We start from the raw sequence: 19,014 nt of genomic DNA on the forward strand, positions 1-19,014 counted from the left end.
ACTCACCGCGGCGCCGGACCCGGCTGGCCGGAGGACACCCCATGGAATACGACTTCTCCGAAGACGTCGCCAAGATCTGGCCGGCACTCATGTTCATGGCCGGCTTCGCCGTGGTCGTCGGCGCGTTGCTGTTCGTGCTCGACATCCTGCCCCGGTGGGGGAGGGGCAAGGAACGGCTGCAGATGGCCGGCTTCCTCGGCCCGGCGCTGATCCTGCTCTGCCTCGGCCTGGTGTACCCGCTCCTTCGCACCGTCTACCTGTCCTTCTTCAACGCCGAGGGCGACCAGTTCGTCGGGGTCGACAACTACAGCTGGATCTTCACCAACGACGACACGCTGCTGATGCTGCGAAACACGCTCCTCTGGGTCGTGTGCGTGCCGCTGGTGTCGACGGCGTTCGGCCTCGTCTACGCGGTGCTGGTCGACAAGGCCCGCGGTGAGGGCATCGCCAAGTCCCTGATCTTCATGCCGATGGCGATCTCGCTCGTCGGCGCGTCGATCATCTGGAAGTTCATCTACGCCTTCCGTGAGGAGGGCCAGGACCAGATCGGCCTGCTCAACCAGGTCCTGATCTGGCTCGGCGGCACGCCTCAGCAGTTCCTGAGCAGCGCCCCGAGCAACACGTTCTTCATGATCATCATGCTGATCTGGATCCAGGCCGGCTTCTCGATGGTCATCCTCTCCGCCGCGATCAAGGCGATCCCGTCCGAGATCGTCGAGGCGGCCCGGCTCGACGGCGCCAACCCGTGGCAGATGTTCTGGCGGGTGACGCTGCCGACCATCCGCCCCGCCGTCGTCGTCGTGGTCGTCACCATCACCATCGCCACCCTGAAGGTCTTCGACATCGTCCGCACCTCCACCGGTGGTCAGTTCGAAAGCAACGTGCTCGCCCTGGAGATGTACAACCAGGCGTTCCGGTCCTACGACAGCGGCAAGGGTTCCGCACTCGCGGTGCTGCTGTTCGTCCTGGTCGTCCCGGTCGTCATCTACCAGGTCCGGCAGCTGCGGCACCGAACGGAGGTCCGATGAGTAGCACCCTCAGCACCGACGCTCCCAAGGCCGGCCCGCTCAACCGGGGCGAGCCCGACACGATGGCCGGCCGCGTGGCGCGCAAGCTCGGCTCGCGCGTCGCCAGCGTCGTCTCGATCGTCATCGCGCTCGTCTGGACGATTCCGACCTTCGGCCTGTTCGTGTCGTCGCTGCGCCCCGAGAGCGACATCAAGACCACCGGCTGGTGGACGTTCTTCAAGAACCCGGCGATGACCCTGGACAACTACAACGAGGTCGTCTTCGGCACCTCGGGGACGTCCGGCCGCCTGGCCAGCTACTTCGTCAACTCGCTCGTCATCACGCTGCCGGCCGTGCTGTTCTCGGTCACCCTGGCGGCGATGGCGGCGTACGCGCTGTCCTGGCTGAACTTCCGCGGCCGTGACTGGATCTTCATCGGCGTCTTCGCCCTGCAGATCGTGCCGCTGCAGATGGCGCTGATCCCGATGCTGAAGCTGCTGCACAACTACACCGAGTGGGGCGGCGGCTTCTTCGCGGTCTGGTTCGCGCACACCTGTTTCGGCCTCCCGCTGGGCGTGTTCCTCCTGCACAACTTCATGGCGGAGCTGCCCAAGGACCTCTTCGAGGCGGCCCGGGTCGACGGAGCGGGCCCGGCGACGGTGTTCCGGCGCATCGTGCTGCCGCTCATCACCCCGGCGCTCGCCTCGCTGACCATCTTCCAGTTCCTCTGGATCTGGAACGACCTGCTCGTGGCCCTGGTCTTCACCTCGGGGCCGGGCACCCGCCCGCTGACCGTGCGGCTCGCCGAGCTCGCCGGCACGCGGGGCAACGACTGGCAGCGGCTGACCTCCGGCGCGTTCGTGTCGATGATCATCCCGCTGGTCGTGTTCCTTTCCCTGCAACGCTATTTCGTACGCGGCCTGCTGGCCGGTGGAGTCAAGGGGTGAGTCCGCTGCTCTGGTGGCGCGATGCCGTGATCTATCAGGTCTATCCGCGCTCGTTCGCCGACGCGGACGGCGACGGAATGGGAGACCTGCGCGGCATCACGTCGCGCCTCGACCACCTGGTCGAGCTGGGCGTCGACGCCCTGTGGATGTCGCCGTTCTACCCGTCTCCACAGCACGACGCGGGGTACGACGTCGCGGACTACCGTGACGTCGATCCCCGCTTCGGCACCCTCGCCGACTTCGACGCCCTCGTGGCCGCGGCCAAGGAGCGCGGCCTGCGGGTCATCGTCGACCTGGTGCCCAACCACACCTCGGGCGACCACGCGTGGTTCGCCGACGCCCTGGCCGCCGGCCCCGGCAGCGCGGCCCGCGACCGGTACCACTTCCGCAAGGGCCTCGGCGTCGACGGCGAGCTGCCGCCCAACGGCTGGCAGAGCGTCTTCGGCGGCCCGGCGTGGACGCGCGTCGCCGACGGCGAGTGGTATCTGCACCTGTTCGACACCAGCCAGCCCGACCTCAACTGGGACCTTCCCGAGGTGCGGAGCATGTTCGAGGACGTGCTGCGCTTCTGGCTGGACCGCGGCGTCGACGGCTTCCGCGTGGACGTCGCGCACGGCCTGATCAAGGAGAGCGGCCTGCCCGAGTGGACCGCGGCGCAGGTGCCGATCACCAGCCCCGGCGCCGAGCACCGCACCCCGCCGATGTGGGACCAGGACGGCGTGCACGAGGTGTACCGCTCGTGGCGGCGCATCCTCGAGCGCTACCCCGGCGACCGGATGATGGTCGGCGAGGCGTGGGTCGCCCCGGCCGAGCGGCTCGCCCGGTACGTGCGCCCGGACGAGATGAACCAGGCGTTCAACTTCAACTATCTGATGGCCCCGTGGACCGCCGCCGACCAGCGCGAGGCGATCGAGTCCAGCCTGGCCGGCGTGGAGCCGGTCGGCGCCGTCTGCACCTGGGTGCTGTCCAACCACGACGTGGTCCGCCACGCCAGCCGGCTCGGCTTCGCGCCCGGCCGCTCCGTGCAGGGCGGCATCGGCGAGGACGACCCGCAGCCGGACGAGGCCCTCGGCCTGCGCCGCGCCCGGGCGGCCACGATGCTGATGCTGTCGCTGCCCGGCTCGGCGTATCTGTACCAGGGCGAGGAACTCGGCCTGCCCGAGCACACCACGCTGCCCGACGACGTGCGCCAGGACCCGACCTGGTTCCGCTCCGGGCACGAGGTCCGCGGCCGCGACGGCTGCCGCGTGCCGATTCCGTGGGAGGCGGACGCCCCGGCGTACGGCTTCGGCCCGAGTGGAGATTCGTGGCTGCCGCAGCCGCCGGACTGGGCCCGCTTCGCCGCCGACCGGGAGCGGGGCGTGCCGGGCTCGACGCTGTCGATGTACACCGAGGCCCTGCGCCTGCGCCGCAAGCACGGGCTGGGTCAGGGTACCGTCGAATGGCGCACGGCTCCCGACGCGATCGACTTCCGCAACGGCTCGGTCCGGGTGATCACCAACTTCGGCAAGGTCCCCGCCCCGCTGCCGCCGGGCGAGGTCCTGCTGGCCAGCGCCGACCTGGCCGCGGACGGCACTCTCCCCCCGGACACCACCGCCTGGCTGCGCGTATGACGTCCCGGGGCGTGACAGCTGCGGTTACCGTCTAAACCATGAGCGCACTCATCGCCCTGGTCTACAGCTACCTCAGCCCGGCGACCCTGGAGGCCCTGGACGCCGGGCTGGAGCTCGACCGGCGTCGCCGCGGCTACGGCGGCAGCGTGATCGGCGCCTGCTGCTGCGCCGTGGTCGTGGCCATCGCGGTCGTGGTCTTGGTGATCGTTATGCGCCGGCGTCGCCCGCGGGCCTGATGTTTCGCCGCCACCCTTCCGAAGGGGGATTGCGACCCCTCCGGAAGGGAACCATGAGGTCATGGCGCGAGTCCTGCTCATCGACAACGACACGGAGAGGGCCCGGCTGAACAGCCTGCTCGCCACCATCAATTGCCTTTCGAATGAGCGTTTCTCCACTCGGGCCCGCGTCACCTGCGGACCGTCCCTCCCGCGAGAGACCGGTCGGCCCTGGCGGGCCTCCCTGCCAGGGCCGTGGGCGCAAGAACCGCACGGGGCGCAGGGTTCACGGTGGTTGGGCAGGCTCGGCGGATCACCCAGACATGAGGAGCGATTCCCGAGTTTTCGCAGGTCAGGGGTGGGTAGGCTTCGCACCGGGCGCGGCGCTGCGGCAGAGCGGCGACAGGGACGGGGCGTTGAGGCGCACCAGAACACCGCGCCGACCGAAGGGGGTGTCCGCTTGATGCGGATCGATTCGCGAATCGGGTGCACCGCCGGGCGCATCGCCGGCCGAGTGAGAGGTTACGGCCATGTGGCCGCCTGAACACGAGCGCTTCGCGGACCGTTCGGCCGCGGGAAGCATGCTCGGCACCGCCGTCGCGGAACACTTGCGGCAGATCGGAACGGGCGCTGGGTACGACGCCGCAGACCTGGACGCGCGCGCTCCGCTGGTGCTGGCGCTGCCAAGGGGTGGGGTGCCGGTCGGCGTCGCGGTGGCCGAGGCCATCGAGGCGGAGTTCGACCTGGTCATCTCGCGCAAGATCGGCCTGCCCTGGAAGGCAGACCACGGGGTCGGTGCCATCGCCGAGAACGGGCCCGCCGTGTTCGACCTGAGCGCGGTCGTGGCCGCCGGGCTCTGCGTCAGCGACCTCTCGCCAGCGGTACAGCGTGAGCGCGTCGAGCTGCGCCGGCGCCAGGAGCGCTACCGCGGCGCCCGGCCCGGCCCGGACGTAGCCGGGCGCGTGGTCGTGGTCGTGGACGACGGGCTCGCCACGGGGGTGACCGCCCGGGCCGCGGTCCGCGCACTGCGGGCGGGCAAGCCGGCGCACCTGGTCTTCGCCGCTCCCGTGTGCGCGGCGGAGTCGGTCGACCTGCTCACCGCCGACGTGGACGCGGTCCTGGACATTCACAGCCCGCGCGAGTTCCACGCCCTGGGGCTCTACTACAGCGACTTCACCCCACTGACGGACGCCCACGTCCTGCAGATGTGCACGCGGATGTGGGAGGCGACCAAGGTGCCGGCCCCGGTGTGAACAACGTATAGGCCACGGTGCGAGCCACGAGTTTTCGCACCGGTCGCGATCCCGGCACCGAAGAAGGTGCCGGGATCGCGGTGTTTATAACGCCGGGGGTGGGTAGAGCATCACCCTATGAGGGCGGAAGATCTGCGGGCCCGCGTCGAGCGGCGGGGGGATGCCACGGTCGTGCGCCTCGACGGGGTGTTGGACGTGGACAGCTCGCCGTCGTTGCGCTCGGCGGTCCTCGCCTGCCTGGCCGCGGAACCTTCGGTGATCGTGCTCGACGTCGCCGACCTGCGCCACCGCGACGACGTGGCGCTGACCGTGCTACCGGCGCTCGCCCAGCACGCCGCCGCCTGGCCGGGCAGCGCGATGACGCTGGCGGCCGCACCCCCGCCGCTGGCCTCGGCGCTGGACCGGATGGCGGTCGCCCGCCTGGTACCGGTGTTTCCGACGACCGACGCCGCCCTGGCCAACGCGTCCGGCGCGGGCGAGCGGATGCGCGTGCGGCTGCAGCCGATGCTGGACGCGACCGCGGCGGCCCGGCACCTGGTCGGCCGCGCCTGCACGCGGTGGGGCGTCGAGCGCGTCCGCGACGTCGCCGAGCTGGTCGTGACCGAGCTGGTGAGCAACGTGCTGCGCCACGCCGGCACCGAGATGGAGGTCGGCGTCGCCCGCGATCGGCGCCTGCTGCACGTGTCCGTGCGCGACCACGGCCCCGGCCTGCCCCGCCTCGGCGGGCGCGCCTACAAAGGCTACGAAGAAGCCTATGAAGACGAACGCAGGCACAAGGAGGAGCCGGCCTGGGACGAGGAGCAGGAAAAGGATGAGGGGCGGGAAAAAGACGAGGAAAAGGATGAGTGGCAGGGCGGCGGCATGCTGCGCGAGGATGGGCGTGGGCTGCTGGTGGTGAGCGCACTGACGCACGCATGGGGATGCACCCCGGTGCCCGATGGAAAGGTGGTCTGGGCGACATTGCGCATTTAAAAAGCTCACCCAGGAACTCATCCTTTCGCTTTGAAAATGGGCGCGAATTGGTGCGTACAGTGATCCGGAAAGCAAATCCGCCTGACTGATTAGGGGGAGTCTCCGCCATGGAGACAATGCCTACGGATTCGGTACCTGCACTGGACACCTGGCGGAATGGGGACGACGAGGTCCTGCGTCCCTCCGGAATCCTCGACTATGCGGCGAGCGTCGGCCTGCGGGTCGCGCTTTCCCGACGGCTCGACGCCGGCCAGCTGAACCTGACCGTCGACCTGTCCCGGCTGCGCCTGCTGGACTGCGCCGCGGCGGACACGCTGCTGCACGCCCAGTCCGAGGCCCAGGAGCGCGGCGGCGCCCTGCGCGCACCCGGCGCGAGCGACCTCGTCCTGGACGTGCTGGAGATCATTGGCGCGGCGAAGCAGCTACGCGCGTACGACGACCCGCCGCCGGGCGCGCCCCCGGTGCAGGGGGAGGAGACAGAGGACGCCGAGCCGCCCAGCCAATGGACCACGGTCAACGAGCTGCTGCGCCAGGCCGCGGCGATGGACCGCAACGACCCGCGGCGGGGCGCGCTGCGCGACCGGGCCGTCGCGCACAGCCTGCCGCTGGCGGACCGGCTGGCCCGTCGCTTCCACGGCATGGGGGAGTCACCCGCGGACCTGAGCCAGGTCGCCGCGCTCGGGCTGATGAAGGCGATCGAGGGCTTCGACCCGGACTACGGCACCGACTTCGGCGGCTACGCCACCCCGACGATCGTGGGGGAGCTGAAGCGGTACTTCCGCGACAAGGGCTGGGGCGTGCACGTCCCGCGCCGGCTGCAGGAGCTGCGCATCGAGATCAACCGCGTGCGCGACTCGCTGGGCCAGCGGCTGGGTCGCTCGCCCACCCCCAAGGACGTGGCGAGCCACCTCGGCATCGACGAGGAGCAGGTGCTCGAGGCGCTGGTGGCCTCCTCGGCGTACCGCCCGGTGTCGCTCTTCGCCCCCCTCGGCGGCGACGACGACGCCGGCACCCTGGCCGACGTGCTCGGCGACGACGACCGCGACATCGACGGCGTCGAGTTCCGGCAGGCGATCAAGCCGCTGATCGCCCGCCTGCCCGAGCGCGAGCGGCGGATCCTGTCTTTGCGCTTCTACGGCAACCGCACCCAGGCACAGATCGCGGCCGACCTGGGCATCTCCCAGATGCACGTGTCGCGGCTGCTCAGCCGGACCCTGGACGGGCTGCGCAGAGCGCTGCTCGACGGTTGAGATCACCGCACGACGGGTAGTGGGTCCCCTGGTTTCGACGAAAGGGGAGCCGTGACAGAGCTCCACACCGTGGAGATCGCCGCGGTGCTGCGCCAGCTGACCGCGAGGCTGATCGCCAGCGACGACCTCGACGAGGCACTGGAGGACCTCGTCGAGACCGCCGCCGACCTGGTGGAGGGCGCGTCCTGGTGCGCGGTCACGCTGGTCCGCTCGGGCGGGCCGTCCACGGCGGCGGCATCGTCCGGGTTGCCGGAGTCGCTGCTCGACAGCCAGTACGGCAATGGCGCCGGCCCCTCCATGGAGGCGATCCGCGCCCGGGACCTCGTCCACAGCGACGACCTGGCGGCCGACTCCCGCTGGCCGCAGTGGCGGCCCCACGCGCTGGCGGCGGGGGTCAAGGCGGTGCTGGCCGTGCCCGTCGACATCGACGAGCACGTGATCGGCGCGCTGACCGTCTACACCGCCGAGCCCGGGAGCTTCACCAGCGACGTCGGGCTGACCGCGATGCTCGTCGCCGAGCACGCCGGGTTGCTGCTGTCCGCCGTGCTCGACCGCGGCCGCCGCGCGGACGTGCACGCCGAGCTGACCGAGGCGCTCGCCGACGGCGAGACGGTCAACCGCGCCGTCGGCATCATGATGGTCCAGCGCGCCTGCTCCGCCGAGGCCGCCCTGGACGTGCTGCGCAGCACCGCCCACCGGCTCGACCTGCCGCTGACCACGGTCGCCGGTCGCCTGGTGCAGACGGTCGAGCGCCGGGTCGGCCACGATCGTCAGCCCTGACCGTCAGCCGGCCACCTCGTCAGCCCTTGACGGTCAGGATGGGTCGCAGCTCGACCACCGGCTCGGCGACGCCCGCCGTGCGCAGGCTCTCCACCACCGGGCGCACCTCCTTGTACGCCCACGGCGCCTCCTGCTTGAGGTCGCGCCGCCACGCGGCGATGATGTCCCGGCGCGTCGCCACCGCGGGGTCGCGATGGTTGAGCGGGGTGACCACCCGGAACTCGCGCAGGAACTCGTCGAGCTCGGCGTCGCTGCCCCGGGCCGCCGCGCCGCGCGGCACGCTGCGTCCGGCGCCGTGGCAGGCGCTGCCGAGCGCCCGCTCGCTGCCCAGGCCGTGCGGCAGGTAGCTCGGCGCGCCCATCGAGCCGGGCACGATGACGGGCTCGCCCCACCCGTCGGCGCTCGTCCCGGCCGGCGTCGCGCTCCGCTTATGCCTGATTATTGGCCGAGGGCAATGCGGCTGTCCTGCGAGACTGGGCGCATGGAGCCCTCGCTGGCCGTGTTCGACATCGACGGGGTGGTCGCCGACGTGCGGCACCGGCTGAAGTATCTGGACCGCCGGCCCAAGGACTGGAACCGGTTCTTCGCCGCCGCCGGTCGCGACCCCGTGCTGGCCGAGGGCGTCGAGCTGGCCCGGGAGTACGCGCGGCGCCACGTGCTGGTCTGGCTCACCGGGCGGCCGGAGCACCTGCGCGACGTCACCACCGCGTGGCTGGGCGCCGCCGGCCTGCCCGCCGAGCTGCTCTTCATGCGGCCGGTCGACGACCGCCGGCCCGCGCGCGACTTCAAGTCCCGCCAGCTCGCGCGGCTCGCCCGGGAGTCGCCGATCGAGCTCGTCGTCGACGACGACCCCGAGGTGGTGGAGCGGCTGCGCGGGCTCGGATACGCGGTGCGCCTCGCCGACTGGGTGCCGCGCTCCTCGACGCTGCGCACCGCCCAGGAGCGCGAGGGTCGCACCTAACCGGGCCCGGAACGACGCACTCGACCCGATCCTGAGCTGACTCCACTTTTGGGACGATATGAGTTATCTCATATGTTCTTCCCGTTCCCAAGGCCGTGAAGGACCTCTTGGACGACCTGCCGGCATGGTGCCCGGAAAGTACCGAATTTTTCGGGCACCACACCGGTGAGATCCAGGTCCGCATGGTTGTGTGGGTGACACCGTGCAAAAAATTGCGTAGTCATGCACTACGCTTGCGGTCATGACTCGACGACTCGCTGAGGTGGCGAAGTACGCCGGCGTGAGCGAGGCGACCGTGAGTCGGGTGCTCAACGGCAAGCCCGGCATCTCAGACGCTACCCGCACCGCGGTCCTCACCGCGCTCGATGTGTTGGGCTACGAGCGGCCAACCAAGCTTCGCGGCGAGCGGGCCCGCCTCGTCGGCCTCGTGCTGCCGGAACTGCAAAACCCGATCTTCCCGGCCTTCGCCGAAGTGGTCGCCGGGGCGCTGTCCAAACGCGGCTTCACCCCGGTGCTGTGCACCCGGACCGCGGATGGCGTCTCCGAGGCCGACTATGTCGACATGCTGCTGGACCAGCACGTCTCCGGCATCATCTTCTGCGGTGGCCTGTATCACCAGGGCGCGGCGGAGCACGAGCACTACCACCGGCTGCACGACCGCGGGCTGCCCGCGGTGCTGGTCAACGCCGCCATCGACGACCTCGGCTTCCCCCGCGTGTCGGTCGACGACGGGCACGCCGTGGACCAGGCGTTCAACCATCTGAGCTCGCTGGGGCACAAGCGGATCGGGCTGATTCTCGGCCCCGCCGACCACGCGCCGTCCAACCGCAAGCTGGCCGCGTTCAAGGAGGCCGCCGCGCTGTCGAGCACGGTCAACGAGGCCGACGTCGAGCGGGTCATCTTCTCGATGGAGGGCGGGCGCGCGGGTGCCACGCGGCTGATCAAGCACGGCGTCACCGGCATCATCTGCGCCTCCGACGTCCAGGCCCTCGGTGCGATCCGAGCGGCCCGCCGGCTCGGCCGCGAGGTCCCCGACAACGTGTCCGTGGTCGGCTTCGACGACTCGCTGTTCATGAACTGCACCGACCCGCCGCTGACCACGGTCCGCCAGCCCATCCAGTCGATGGGCCAGGCGGCGGTGACGCTACTGGTCAGTCAGGTCGCCGGCACGCTCGTGCCGACGGAGGAGATGCTGTTCGAGCCCGAATTGGTCGTGCGTGGCTCCACCGGCGCGTTGCAGGAGGCCCGGGCGACCACCGCCGCATAGCCCCCGAAACCGGGGCGACATCTGAGAGCGTCGCGACTTCTGCGCGAAGTCGTGGCGCTCTTTGCAACTCGTGCGCGACCCGCTTACTCCGCGCCGTCGACCCGCTGGAGCACACCCCTCGGTGGTCGTGTGCCGCTTTCCGGTGCCGACGGAGGTCCGCCGCTCCGGCCGCTATGATATCGGCCGATTCCATGCAAGTTGCTGGCCGTGGGAGCGCGCTCTTGCAAGCGGTTGTCAGACCTCATTAAAATTTTGCAACGAGCCATGGACTTCTTGTGCGGCGTGAGCCTAATCTCTTGCCTATGCCAGGCCGAGACCCTGACGCGATGCGAGGGAAGCCGATCAGTAACGCGCGCTGTGGAAGGACTTCCTCTGGCCGCTGCTGGTGCTGCCCACGCCGGACAACCAGAAGCTCTCGGCCGGGCTCACTCGGCTCGCGGAGAGCTCGTTCGTCTCGCCCATCCAGTTCATGGTCGGCCTGGCGATCGCGTGCGTGCCGATGATCGCACTCTTGCTGATTCTCCAGCGGCAGATCCTGCCCGGTCTGAGCGCGGGCAGCCTCAAGGGGTGACGGCGGCGCGCAGCAACCGGGGCGCTCATTACGTGGAGTCCCGAGGATCCACCTGTCGTGTGTAGGCATTCAAGTGCGAGAAAGCAGGTTCCACGTGGGCGACCAGAACCACCAAGCATGGTGGCGTAGCGCCGCTATCTACCAGGTGTACTTGCGGAGCTTCGCCGACGGCAACGGCGACGGCGTCGGCGACCTGGCGGGCCTGCGTTCGCGCCTGCCGTACCTGGCCGGTCTCGGCGTCGACGCCATCTGGATCGTGCCGTGGTACCCGTCGCCGCTCGCCGACGGGGGCTACGACGTCGCCGACTTCCGGGCCATCGAGCCGATCTTCGGCACCCTCGCCGAGGCCGAGAAGCTCATCGAGGAGGCCCACGCCGCCGGCATCCGGGTGATCTGCGACATCGTGCCGAACCACTGCTCCGACCAGCACGCCTGGTTTCAGCGGGCGCTCGCCGCGCCGCCCGGCTCGCCGGAGCGGGACCTGTTCTGGTTCCGTAAGGGCCGCGGCGAGCACGGCGAGCTGCCGCCGACCGACCTGCAGTCCATCTTCGGCGGGTCGGCCTGGACCCGGGTCAGCGACGGCGAGTGGTATCTGCACCTGTTCGCGTCGGAGCAGCCGGACTTCAACTGGGACCACCCGGCCGTCCGCGAGGAGTTCGAGGACATCCTGCGGTTCTGGCTGGACCGGGGCATCGACGGCATCCGGATCGACTCCGCCGCCGTGCTCATCAAGGACCCACTCGTCAGCGACACGTATGAGGACAACGACGGCATCCACGAGGTCTACCAGTCGTGGCGGCGCATCACGGACACCTACAGCCCGCCGCGCGCGTTGATCGGCGAGGTGTGGCTGCCCGACCACGAGGCGTTCGCGCGTTACCTGCGCCCCGACGAGCTGCACACGGCGTTCAACTTCGCCTTCCTGGGCGCGCCGTGGGAGGCCGAGCGGCTGCGGTACGAGATCGACATGACGCTCGAGGTGCACGCGCCGGTCGCCGCGCCGGCCACTTGGGTGCTCAGCAACCACGACGTGACCCGTGAGGTGACCCGCTTCGGCCGCGAGGTGACGAACTTCGCCTTCGCCGACAAGCGCCGCAACGTGCCGTCGGACCTGGAGCTCGGCACCCGCCGGGCGCGCGCCGCCGCGCTGCTGACCATGTCGCTGCCCGGCGCCTACTACCTGTACCAGGGCGAGGAGCTCGGCCTGGAGGAGGTCGAGGACCTCGACGACACGCTGCGCGAGGACCCCATGTTCCACCGCTCCGGCGGTGTCGACCCCGGCCGGGACGGCTGCCGTGTGCCGCTGCCCTGGTCGGGTTCGCAGGCGCCGTTCGGCTTCAGCCCGGCCGATGCCTCGGGCGCGCCGTGGCTGCCGCAGCCGGCGCACTGGGCCGGGCTGTCCGTCGCCGCCCAGCAGGGCGTGCCGGGCTCGTTCCTGCAGCTGTACCGCGACGCGCTGCACATCCGGCGGGCCGAGCCGGCGCTGGGCGACGGGCCGATGCGCTGGCTCGACTCCGACCCGCAGGTGCTCGCCTTCGCCCGCGACGACTCGTTCGCCAACGTGACCAACCTGGGCACCGAACCGGCCGTCCTGCCGCCACATCGCGAGGTGCTCCTGAGCAGCATCCCGCTCAACGAGGACGGCACGCTCCCCCCGGACGCCTCCGCCTGGATCCGGCTGGCGTAAGCGCCACGATCACGGGGGCCTGAGACGCCGGGCGGTCGCACAAGTTGGCGGGTGCGGCCGCCCGGCTTTTTCTACTCTTAACTGTTAATGGCGGACGGGCCCGCGAGCGTTAACTGTTAAGGCGATCCACAATCTTGAGATGGCGCGCGGCGGCCAATAAGTTCATTCCCAAGGAAAATGACTTCCTTGTGGAGGCGGCACATGCGTTCCACCCTGACCGTCGCGGCGACATCCCAGCCGTTCCGATGGTGACGCCGGGTTTTTCCGGGAACAGAGACGGGGCGCTGGCCACACCGGCGCCCCGTTGTTCTGCCCTACCGTCCAAGGTGTTGCGATCGACCCTGTCCAAGGTGTTGTGAGCAGCGCGAACTACTCCCAGTCCCACCGAAGTCCATAGCGGCCGGGGCCATAGTCGAGAGCGATCGCGTGGACCGAGTGGCCCACGTCGACCTCCATTGACGTGACCTGTTCATCCTGGCCGTCCGTCTGCTGGTACTGATAGACGGCCCGCGGTAAGGCGGCGGGGTCGAAACAGACCTCGACGACGTATTCGCGCACCGGAAGCCGGAACTTGCGCTCATACTGCTTCGCCAGTGGAAACGGCGGATAATTGTGCAGCGCGTGTTCGGTGATTACCGTCTCACCCTTGGCGAGCGGCCGGTCGAACAGTAACTCGGCCAGCAATAGGCCGCTCTCCGGGTGTTCAACGATCCGGCCCAGCCGGCAGTTACGCACCGGCGTGAGCAACGGCAGCGGGTTGCCCGGCACATCCAGGCGGATGATCGCCACCCAGCGGTCCGGCCCGTCGGCCTCCGCGCGCAGCACCTGTCGTACGAGAAACGACACCTCGCCCCGGTCGGGGCCGACGTTGACGCGGTCGTGCTGGCTCAGGCGGGTCAGCCGCTCGTCCCACCGCGTGTCGATGCCCTGCGCCAGGTCGACGATGAGGTCGCGCTCCGACCAGAAGGCGCCCAGCTCCGGGTTGTCCGTGCTCTTGTGCAGGTGCCGGCCCCGGGGCCGGGGCGGCCCGACCAGCGCCGCGAGCGAGCCGGGATCGACCTCGAGGATCTTCTCGAGCTCGGCCAGGGCCGCCAGCGACTCGCGCCGCTCCGGCCGGCTGCGCCCGGTCTGCCAGTAGCTCAGCGTGGCGAGACTCACCGAATAGCCTTCGGCGCGCAACCGCTCCTGGATACGTTCCAACCCCAGACCACGTGCCTGGATTGCGTCCCGTAGCGCGCCAGCGAAGTCGACCATCAGCCCCCCGGGAGCCATCCTCGCGGTCCGGGCCGCACACACGCAAGCGCACGTTTGAGCGGAGTCCGATTCCGTTGCCCGGACCGCATTGGCGAGCGATAGTACACCGGGATTGTCATCTATCGCCCGGACGTCGAGACGTTCCAGGACTCCGCCGGCGACCGCATCGCCGACTTTCATGGCACCATCGGTCGCCTCGACCATCTGACCAGGCCCGGAGCCGACTTTCCGCGGCTGCGTCCGACCCACCCGGCCGTCGAGCGGACGGCGGTCACGGCGCCACGAACCGCTACCACGTCGATGCCTGGCTGGACGCGCTTGGCGATTTCGCGGGGCCGCCCCACCGGGCAGGCGATCGCATCGTCAAGGTCATCATCGATCATGTGGTGAACCACACCCTCGACCGGGCCCGCGGTTTCGGTCGGACTGAAAACTGGCTGATAACCACCAGGCTTTACGCTCGGTCGTGATCGAGCTCACCGAGCCGAGGCGTTTCGACAGCCCGCTGGATCAGGCTTCGGCGGGGGAACGCATGGCGGGGATCCGCACCGGCGCCACCGGCCGCCCGAAGTGCCAGCCCTGGCCGAGGTCGCAGCCCAGGGCGGCGAGCCGGGCGGCCTGGTCGGCGGTCTCGATCCCCTCGGCGGTGACCGTCATCTGCAGCGTGTGCGCCAGCCGGATGACGGTCTCGACGATCTGCTCGTCGACGTGGTCGCTCTCCAGCTTGCGGATGCCGGCCATGAACGCGCCCGCGAGCTTCAGCCCGTGCACCGGCAGGTGGCGCAGGTAGGCCAGATTGGAGTAGCCGATGCCGAAGTCGTCGATGACGATGCGCACGCCGAGGTCGGCGATGGTGCGCAGAGTCTGCACCGGGCGTCCGGTCGACTGCATGAGCACCGTCTCGGTCAGCTCCAGCTGCAGGTTGGCCGGCTCCAGCCCGGAGTCGGCCAGCGCGTGCCGCACGTCGTCGAGCAGCCGCGGGTCGTTGCACTGGCGAGGCGAGACGTTCACGCTGACCAGCAGCGGGGTGCCGGGGTGGGCGCGCTGCCACGCGGCGGCCGCCATGCACGACTCGCGCAGCACCCACCGGCCCAGCGGCAGGATCATGCCGGACTGCTCGGCGACCGGGATGAACGTGTTGGGCGACACCGTGCCGAGCTCCGGGTGCCGCCAGCGCAGCAGTGCCTCCGCGCCCCGCAGGCGGTTGTCCGACAGGGCCACGAGCGGCTGGTACACCAGCTCGAACTCGCCGCGGTCCAGGGCGCCCGAGAGCCTTCCCGTCAGGCCGTACTGCAGCAGCTGCTGGGCGTTGCGCTGCTCGTCGAAGAGCGCGTAGCGGGCCCGCCCGTCGGCCTTGGCGAGGTAGAGCGTGGCGTCTGCGGCGCGCAGCAGCTCCTCCGGCCCGGCGCCGCGGGCGGCCTGCTCGACGATGCCGATGCTGGCCGACACCGCGAGCTCGTGCCCGTCGAGGTGGACCGGCTTGTTGAGCTCGGCGAGCATCGACTCGGCCAGCTCGGTCAGCTCATCGGGGCCCTTGGTGTCGCGCACGACGACCACGAACTCGTCGCCGCCCACCCGCGCCACGAAGTGTCCGACGTCGATCACGCACGACCGCAGCCGATCGGCCAGGGCGACGAGCAGCTGGTCGCCGAAGCCGTGCCCGAGCGTGTCGTTGATGGTCTTGAACTCGTCGAGGTCGACGAAGCACACCCCGATGCGGGTGCCCTCCTCGGCCCCGCGCAGCGCCTCGGTGAGGTGGCCGTAGAGCAGCACACGGTTGGGCAGGCCGGTCAGCGGGTCGTGGTGCGCCTGGTGATGCAGCTCCCGCTGCAGGCTGTCCTCGGCGTCGCTGAGCGCCCGCGTCCACGCGCGGCGGATGCGCTCCTGGTCGTCGAGGACCTTCTGCCGGCTCGCTCGGGTGAAGCCGGCCGCGAACGCGCCGATCAGCTCGCCGTCGGCGGACGGCAGCTGGAACAGCACTCCGATCGAGCGCCGCAGCGCCTCGGGGCTGTTGAGCCCGGCGTCGACCAGGGCGGCGCCGACGGCGGCACCGGCCACGGGGTCTCCTGTGCGCAGGGCGGCGGTCTGCTGCTCGAAGAAACGCTGCAGGGCCTCGGCGCTCAGATCGAGGTAGCTGGTCTGCCGCACGGCGGAGATCCACTGCCGGGCGAGGTGTGAGAGGGCAGGATCGATGACGGCATCGTCCTGGCTGCCGGCGCCCGCCACCGAATCACCCCCGGCGAAGAGTACTGCACCGCGGGCTCCGGAAGAATCGACGCTCAGTGCTGTTCTGGTCCGGTTCCGTGAGCCCTTCGGCGAACCTGGTCAGGAGCTGCGCGAACGTGGCCGCTCGGCCGCCGTCCAGTGCTCGGTGGCCCGCGCGAACAGGCCCGGCGGGAGTGGCGGACGCGTTCGTAGAGTTCCTGGCCGGCCACGGTGCGTACCACCCGCGCGGCTGGCCGTCCCCGTCTCCACGCTGACGCGTCCGGCACTTATCCCGTGGCGGCCAGCGTGATCGAGCCGAGCGTGCGGGCGGTCAGGCGGCCGTCGCCCAGGCCGAGCTCGATGAGGTCGTCGAAGACGCGCTGGTCTCGATCCGCGGCGCGCACGGCCGCGTCGACGATCCAGCGCCGCGAGCTCAGTGCGGCGGCCACGCGCGAGTGGCGCAGGTGCCGCCCCAGCCGGTCGCGCAGCGTCGCGCGGTAGCGGCCGGCGGGCGAGTCCCCGTGCGCGGCGGCCGCGCCGGCCAGCGCGCCCGACAGCACCGCGTAGAAGATCCCCTCGCCGGTGAACGGGTTGATCAGCGACAGCGCGTCACCGGCCAGCAGCAGGCGCCCCCGCGCGGGCGGCGGCCGGTGCGTGGACAGCGGCAGGTGGTGGGCGCGCAGCGGGCTCAGGGAAATCCCTGGTTCGTGGATCCGGGTGCGGGCGGGGTGCGGCCCGGATGTCCGCGAGGCCGCCGATCCATAGCGTTTCCGGCGTGGAGAAGAGACCGATCACCGTTCGGGTCGCGCGCTGGAGCGCGGAGCATCCGTGGCGCGCCATCGCATTCTGGGTCGTGTTCGTCGCCGTCTGCTTCGTGGGCGGAAACATGGCGGGGACCGTCGAGGCCACCAGCCGTGACCAGGCCATCGGGGAATCCGGCCGGGCCGGCGTCATCGCCGACGACGGGCATTTCGACAACCCGGCGACCGAGAGCGTGCTCATCACCGCCCGCTCCGGCGCCCTGGACACCGACGCCGCGATGCGCGCGGCAACCGACGTCACCGCCGCGATGAAGGCGCTGCCGGAGGTCGAGGCGGTCAGCGACCCGCTGCCGTCGCACGACAAGACCGCCGTGCTCGTGCAGGTCACCATGAAGGGCGACCCGGACACCGCGCAGGACCGCTTCGCGCCACTGATGAAGGCCACCGCCGACGTGCAGAGCCGCCACCCGGACCTGCGCGTGGAGGAGACCGGCGGACCGTCGATCTCCAAGGCGATGGACGACACGCTGGGCAAGGACTTCAAGAAGGCCGAGTACCTCAGCCTGCCGGTCACCTTCGCGATCCTCATCGTGGCCTTCGGCGCGCTCATCGCCGCCGGTGTGCCGGTGCTGCTGGCCCTGTCGTCGGTCGCCGCCGCCCTCGGCCTGTCCACCCTGGCCTCGCACCTGGTCCCGTCGACCGACACCACCTCCAGCGTCATCCTGCTGATCGGCATGGCCGTCGGCGTCGACTACTCCCTGTTCTACCTGCGCCGCGAGCGCGAGGAGCGGGCGAAGGGCCGGGCCCACCTCGACGCCGTCGAGATCGCCGCCGAGACCTCCGGGCACGCCGTCGTCGTCTCCGGCATCGCCGTGACGATCGCGATGGCCGGGCTGTTCCTCGCCGGCGACGTGGTCTTCTCGTCCCTGGCGCTGGGCTCGATCCTGGTCGTGCTGGTCGCCGTGCTCGGCTCGCTGACCGTGCTGCCGGCGCTGCTGTCCAAGCTCGGCCGCTGGATCGACCGGCCGCGTGTGCCGCTGCTGTGGCGCCTCACCCGCCCGCGCACCGACGAGAAGGGATCCCGGCTCTGGTCGGTCCTGCTGCGCCCCGCGCTGCGCCGGCCCGCCGCGACCCTGACGGTGTCGGTGCTGGCCCTGCTGGCGCTCGCCGCACCCGCGCTGAGCATGCGGCTCACGTTCCCCGGCATGGAGGACCTGCCGCGCACCACGCCGGCGATGCAGGCGTACGACCGGCTGGTGAAGGCCTTCCCGAGCAACGGCACGGTGCACATGGTCGCGGTCCGCGTCCCGGCCGGGCAGCTCGACGCGACCAGGGCCGCGCTCACCCAGCTGGCCCAGAAGGCCGCCGCGGACCCGCTGTTCGCGCCCCTGGACCAGGAGCCGGACGTGCGGGTCTCCAAGGACGGCCGGGTCGCCGTGCTCGACGTCGCCACGCCGTTCGAGGGCCGCTCCGACCAGGCCAAGGAGTCGCTGACCCGGTTGCGCACCCAGCTGGTGCCGCAGGCGCTCGGCGCGGTGCCGGGCGCGGAGATCGCCGTCGGCGGGTTCGTCGCGGCCGACCTCGACTACGCCGAGCACATCCAGCGGAAGCTGCCGCTGGTCATGGGCTTCGTGCTGGTGCTGACGTTCGTGGTCATGGCCTTCACGTTCCGCTCGGTGGTGGTCGCGCTGACGTCCATCGCGCTGAACATGCTCTCCGCGGCCGCCTCCTACGGCCTGGTGGTGCTCATCTTCCAGGGCACCTGGGCCGAAGGCATCCTGGGCTTCAAGTCCATGGACGCGGTGGTGTCCTGGCTGCCGCTGTTCCTCTTCGTGGTTCTGTTCGGCCTGTCGATGGACTACCACGTCTTCGTGGTCAGCCGGATCCGCGAGGCGGTGCGCCGGGGCCTGAGCACCCGCGAGGCCGTGGCACAGGGCATCTCGGGTTCGGCCGGCGTGGTGACCAGCGCGGCCGTGGTGATGGTGGCGGTGTTCTCCATCTTCGCCACACTGAGCACGGTCGACATGAAGCAGCTCGGCGTCGGCCTGGCCGCGGCGATCCTGCTCGACGCGACGATCATCCGGGCGGTCGTGCTGCCCTCGCTGATGACCCTGCTGGGCAATGCCAACTGGTGGGCACCACGGTTCATGCGCCCCCGCCACGCGCCGGCGCACCGGGCCCGCGAGGTCGAAGGCGAGCTGGTCGCCACCCGCTGAGGTTTCCTCCGGGGTGCCGCGAAAGTGCTGATGGGCCGGCGTGTGGAAACAACAC

16 protein-coding genes and 1 pseudogene are annotated in these 19,014 nt (G+C 70.6%); 13 read left to right on the plus strand and 4 right to left on the minus strand.

The features are described from left to right. Positions 1–41 precede the first annotated feature (41 nt). The 8 genes from AB0367_RS27070 (at position 42) to AB0367_RS27105 (ending at position 8,037) form a co-directional block, all read left to right on the plus strand. Positions 42–1,028: a sugar ABC transporter permease gene (locus AB0367_RS27070; RefSeq protein WP_366229237.1), complete on the plus strand. Its 987-nt coding sequence runs from the start codon at positions 42–44 to the stop codon at positions 1,026–1,028. Next, a complete protein-coding gene (locus AB0367_RS27075; protein WP_366229238.1) occupies positions 1,025–1,954 on the plus strand; it encodes a carbohydrate ABC transporter permease in 930 nt (309 codons plus the stop codon). The genes AB0367_RS27070 and AB0367_RS27075 overlap by 4 nt, the downstream gene beginning before the upstream one ends. Continuing rightward, the gene (locus AB0367_RS27080; RefSeq protein WP_366229239.1) at positions 1,951–3,567 is read left to right on the plus strand and encodes an alpha-amylase family glycosyl hydrolase; all 1,617 of its coding nucleotides are present in this window, start codon (positions 1,951–1,953) and stop codon (positions 3,565–3,567) included. Before AB0367_RS27075 ends, AB0367_RS27080 begins: the two co-directional genes overlap by 4 nt. Positions 3,568–3,605: 38 nt before the next feature. Beyond that, complete coding sequence (locus AB0367_RS27085) at positions 3,606–3,803, plus strand: hypothetical protein (protein WP_366229240.1); 198 nt, start codon at positions 3,606–3,608, stop codon at positions 3,801–3,803. Positions 3,804–4,312: 509 nt separating this feature from the next. After that, positions 4,313–5,035 (plus strand): phosphoribosyltransferase family protein, encoded by a 723-nt coding sequence (locus tag AB0367_RS27090; RefSeq protein WP_366229241.1) that lies wholly within the window; start codon positions 4,313–4,315, stop codon positions 5,033–5,035. A gap of 117 nt (positions 5,036–5,152) precedes the next feature. Further along, the gene (locus tag AB0367_RS27095; protein WP_366229242.1) at positions 5,153–6,007 is read left to right on the plus strand and encodes an STAS domain-containing protein; all 855 of its coding nucleotides are present in this window, start codon (positions 5,153–5,155) and stop codon (positions 6,005–6,007) included. A gap of 107 nt (positions 6,008–6,114) precedes the next feature. After that, a complete protein-coding gene (locus AB0367_RS27100; RefSeq protein WP_366229243.1) occupies positions 6,115–7,257 on the plus strand; it encodes a SigB/SigF/SigG family RNA polymerase sigma factor in 1,143 nt (380 codons plus the stop codon). Positions 7,258–7,308: 51 nt separating this feature from the next. Continuing rightward, positions 7,309–8,037 carry a GAF and ANTAR domain-containing protein gene (locus AB0367_RS27105; protein WP_366229244.1) on the plus strand — a complete coding sequence of 243 codons (729 nt, stop codon included), beginning with the start codon at positions 7,309–7,311 and terminating at the stop codon, positions 8,035–8,037. 19 nt (positions 8,038–8,056) lie between these two features. Here the strand turns inward: AB0367_RS27105 and AB0367_RS27110 are convergent, their stop codons facing one another. After that, complete coding sequence (locus AB0367_RS27110; RefSeq protein WP_366229245.1) at positions 8,057–8,575, minus strand: RtcB family protein; 519 nt, start codon at positions 8,573–8,575, stop codon at positions 8,057–8,059. Here AB0367_RS27110 and AB0367_RS27115 point away from each other — a divergent pair. From AB0367_RS27115 to AB0367_RS27130, 4 genes are all read left to right on the plus strand, one after another. Then, complete coding sequence (locus AB0367_RS27115; RefSeq protein WP_366229247.1) at positions 8,519–8,998, plus strand: hypothetical protein; 480 nt, start codon at positions 8,519–8,521, stop codon at positions 8,996–8,998. The two genes, AB0367_RS27110 and AB0367_RS27115, sit on opposite strands and share 57 nt — an antisense overlap. Positions 8,999–9,239: 241 nt before the next feature. Further along, a complete protein-coding gene (locus tag AB0367_RS27120) occupies positions 9,240–10,265 on the plus strand; it encodes a LacI family DNA-binding transcriptional regulator (protein WP_366229248.1) in 1,026 nt (341 codons plus the stop codon). A gap of 385 nt (positions 10,266–10,650) precedes the next feature. Beyond that, positions 10,651–10,836, plus strand: a complete 186-nt coding sequence (locus AB0367_RS27125) for a hypothetical protein (protein WP_366229249.1) — start codon at positions 10,651–10,653, stop codon at positions 10,834–10,836. Positions 10,837–10,930: 94 nt separating this feature from the next. Further along, entirely contained in the window at positions 10,931–12,523 is a 1,593-nt protein-coding gene (locus AB0367_RS27130) for an alpha-amylase family glycosyl hydrolase (RefSeq protein ID WP_366229251.1), read from the plus strand. A gap of 369 nt (positions 12,524–12,892) precedes the next feature. Here the strand turns inward: AB0367_RS27130 and AB0367_RS27135 are convergent, their stop codons facing one another. The 3 genes and pseudogenes from AB0367_RS27135 to AB0367_RS27145 form a co-directional block, all read right to left on the minus strand. Beyond that, positions 12,893–13,981 carry a hypothetical protein gene (locus tag AB0367_RS27135; RefSeq protein ID WP_366229252.1) on the minus strand — a complete coding sequence of 363 codons (1,089 nt, stop codon included), beginning with the start codon at positions 13,979–13,981 and terminating at the stop codon, positions 12,893–12,895. Between the two features lie 306 nt (positions 13,982–14,287). Beyond that, complete coding sequence (locus AB0367_RS27140) at positions 14,288–16,003, minus strand: bifunctional diguanylate cyclase/phosphodiesterase (RefSeq protein ID WP_366229253.1); 1,716 nt, start codon at positions 16,001–16,003, stop codon at positions 14,288–14,290. 266 nt (positions 16,004–16,269) lie between these two features. Next, positions 16,270–16,686 (minus strand): annotated as a pseudogene (locus AB0367_RS27145) (geranylgeranyl reductase); the annotation flags it as partial. Positions 16,687–16,757: 71 nt separating this feature from the next. Here AB0367_RS27145 and AB0367_RS27150 point away from each other — a divergent pair. Then, entirely contained in the window at positions 16,758–18,959 is a 2,202-nt protein-coding gene (locus tag AB0367_RS27150; protein WP_366229254.1) for an MMPL family transporter, read from the plus strand. Positions 18,960–19,014 lie beyond the last annotated feature (55 nt).

The organism is Dactylosporangium sp. NPDC051484 (genome assembly GCF_040689395.1).
Lineage (GTDB): Bacteria > Actinomycetota > Actinomycetes > Mycobacteriales > Micromonosporaceae > Dactylosporangium.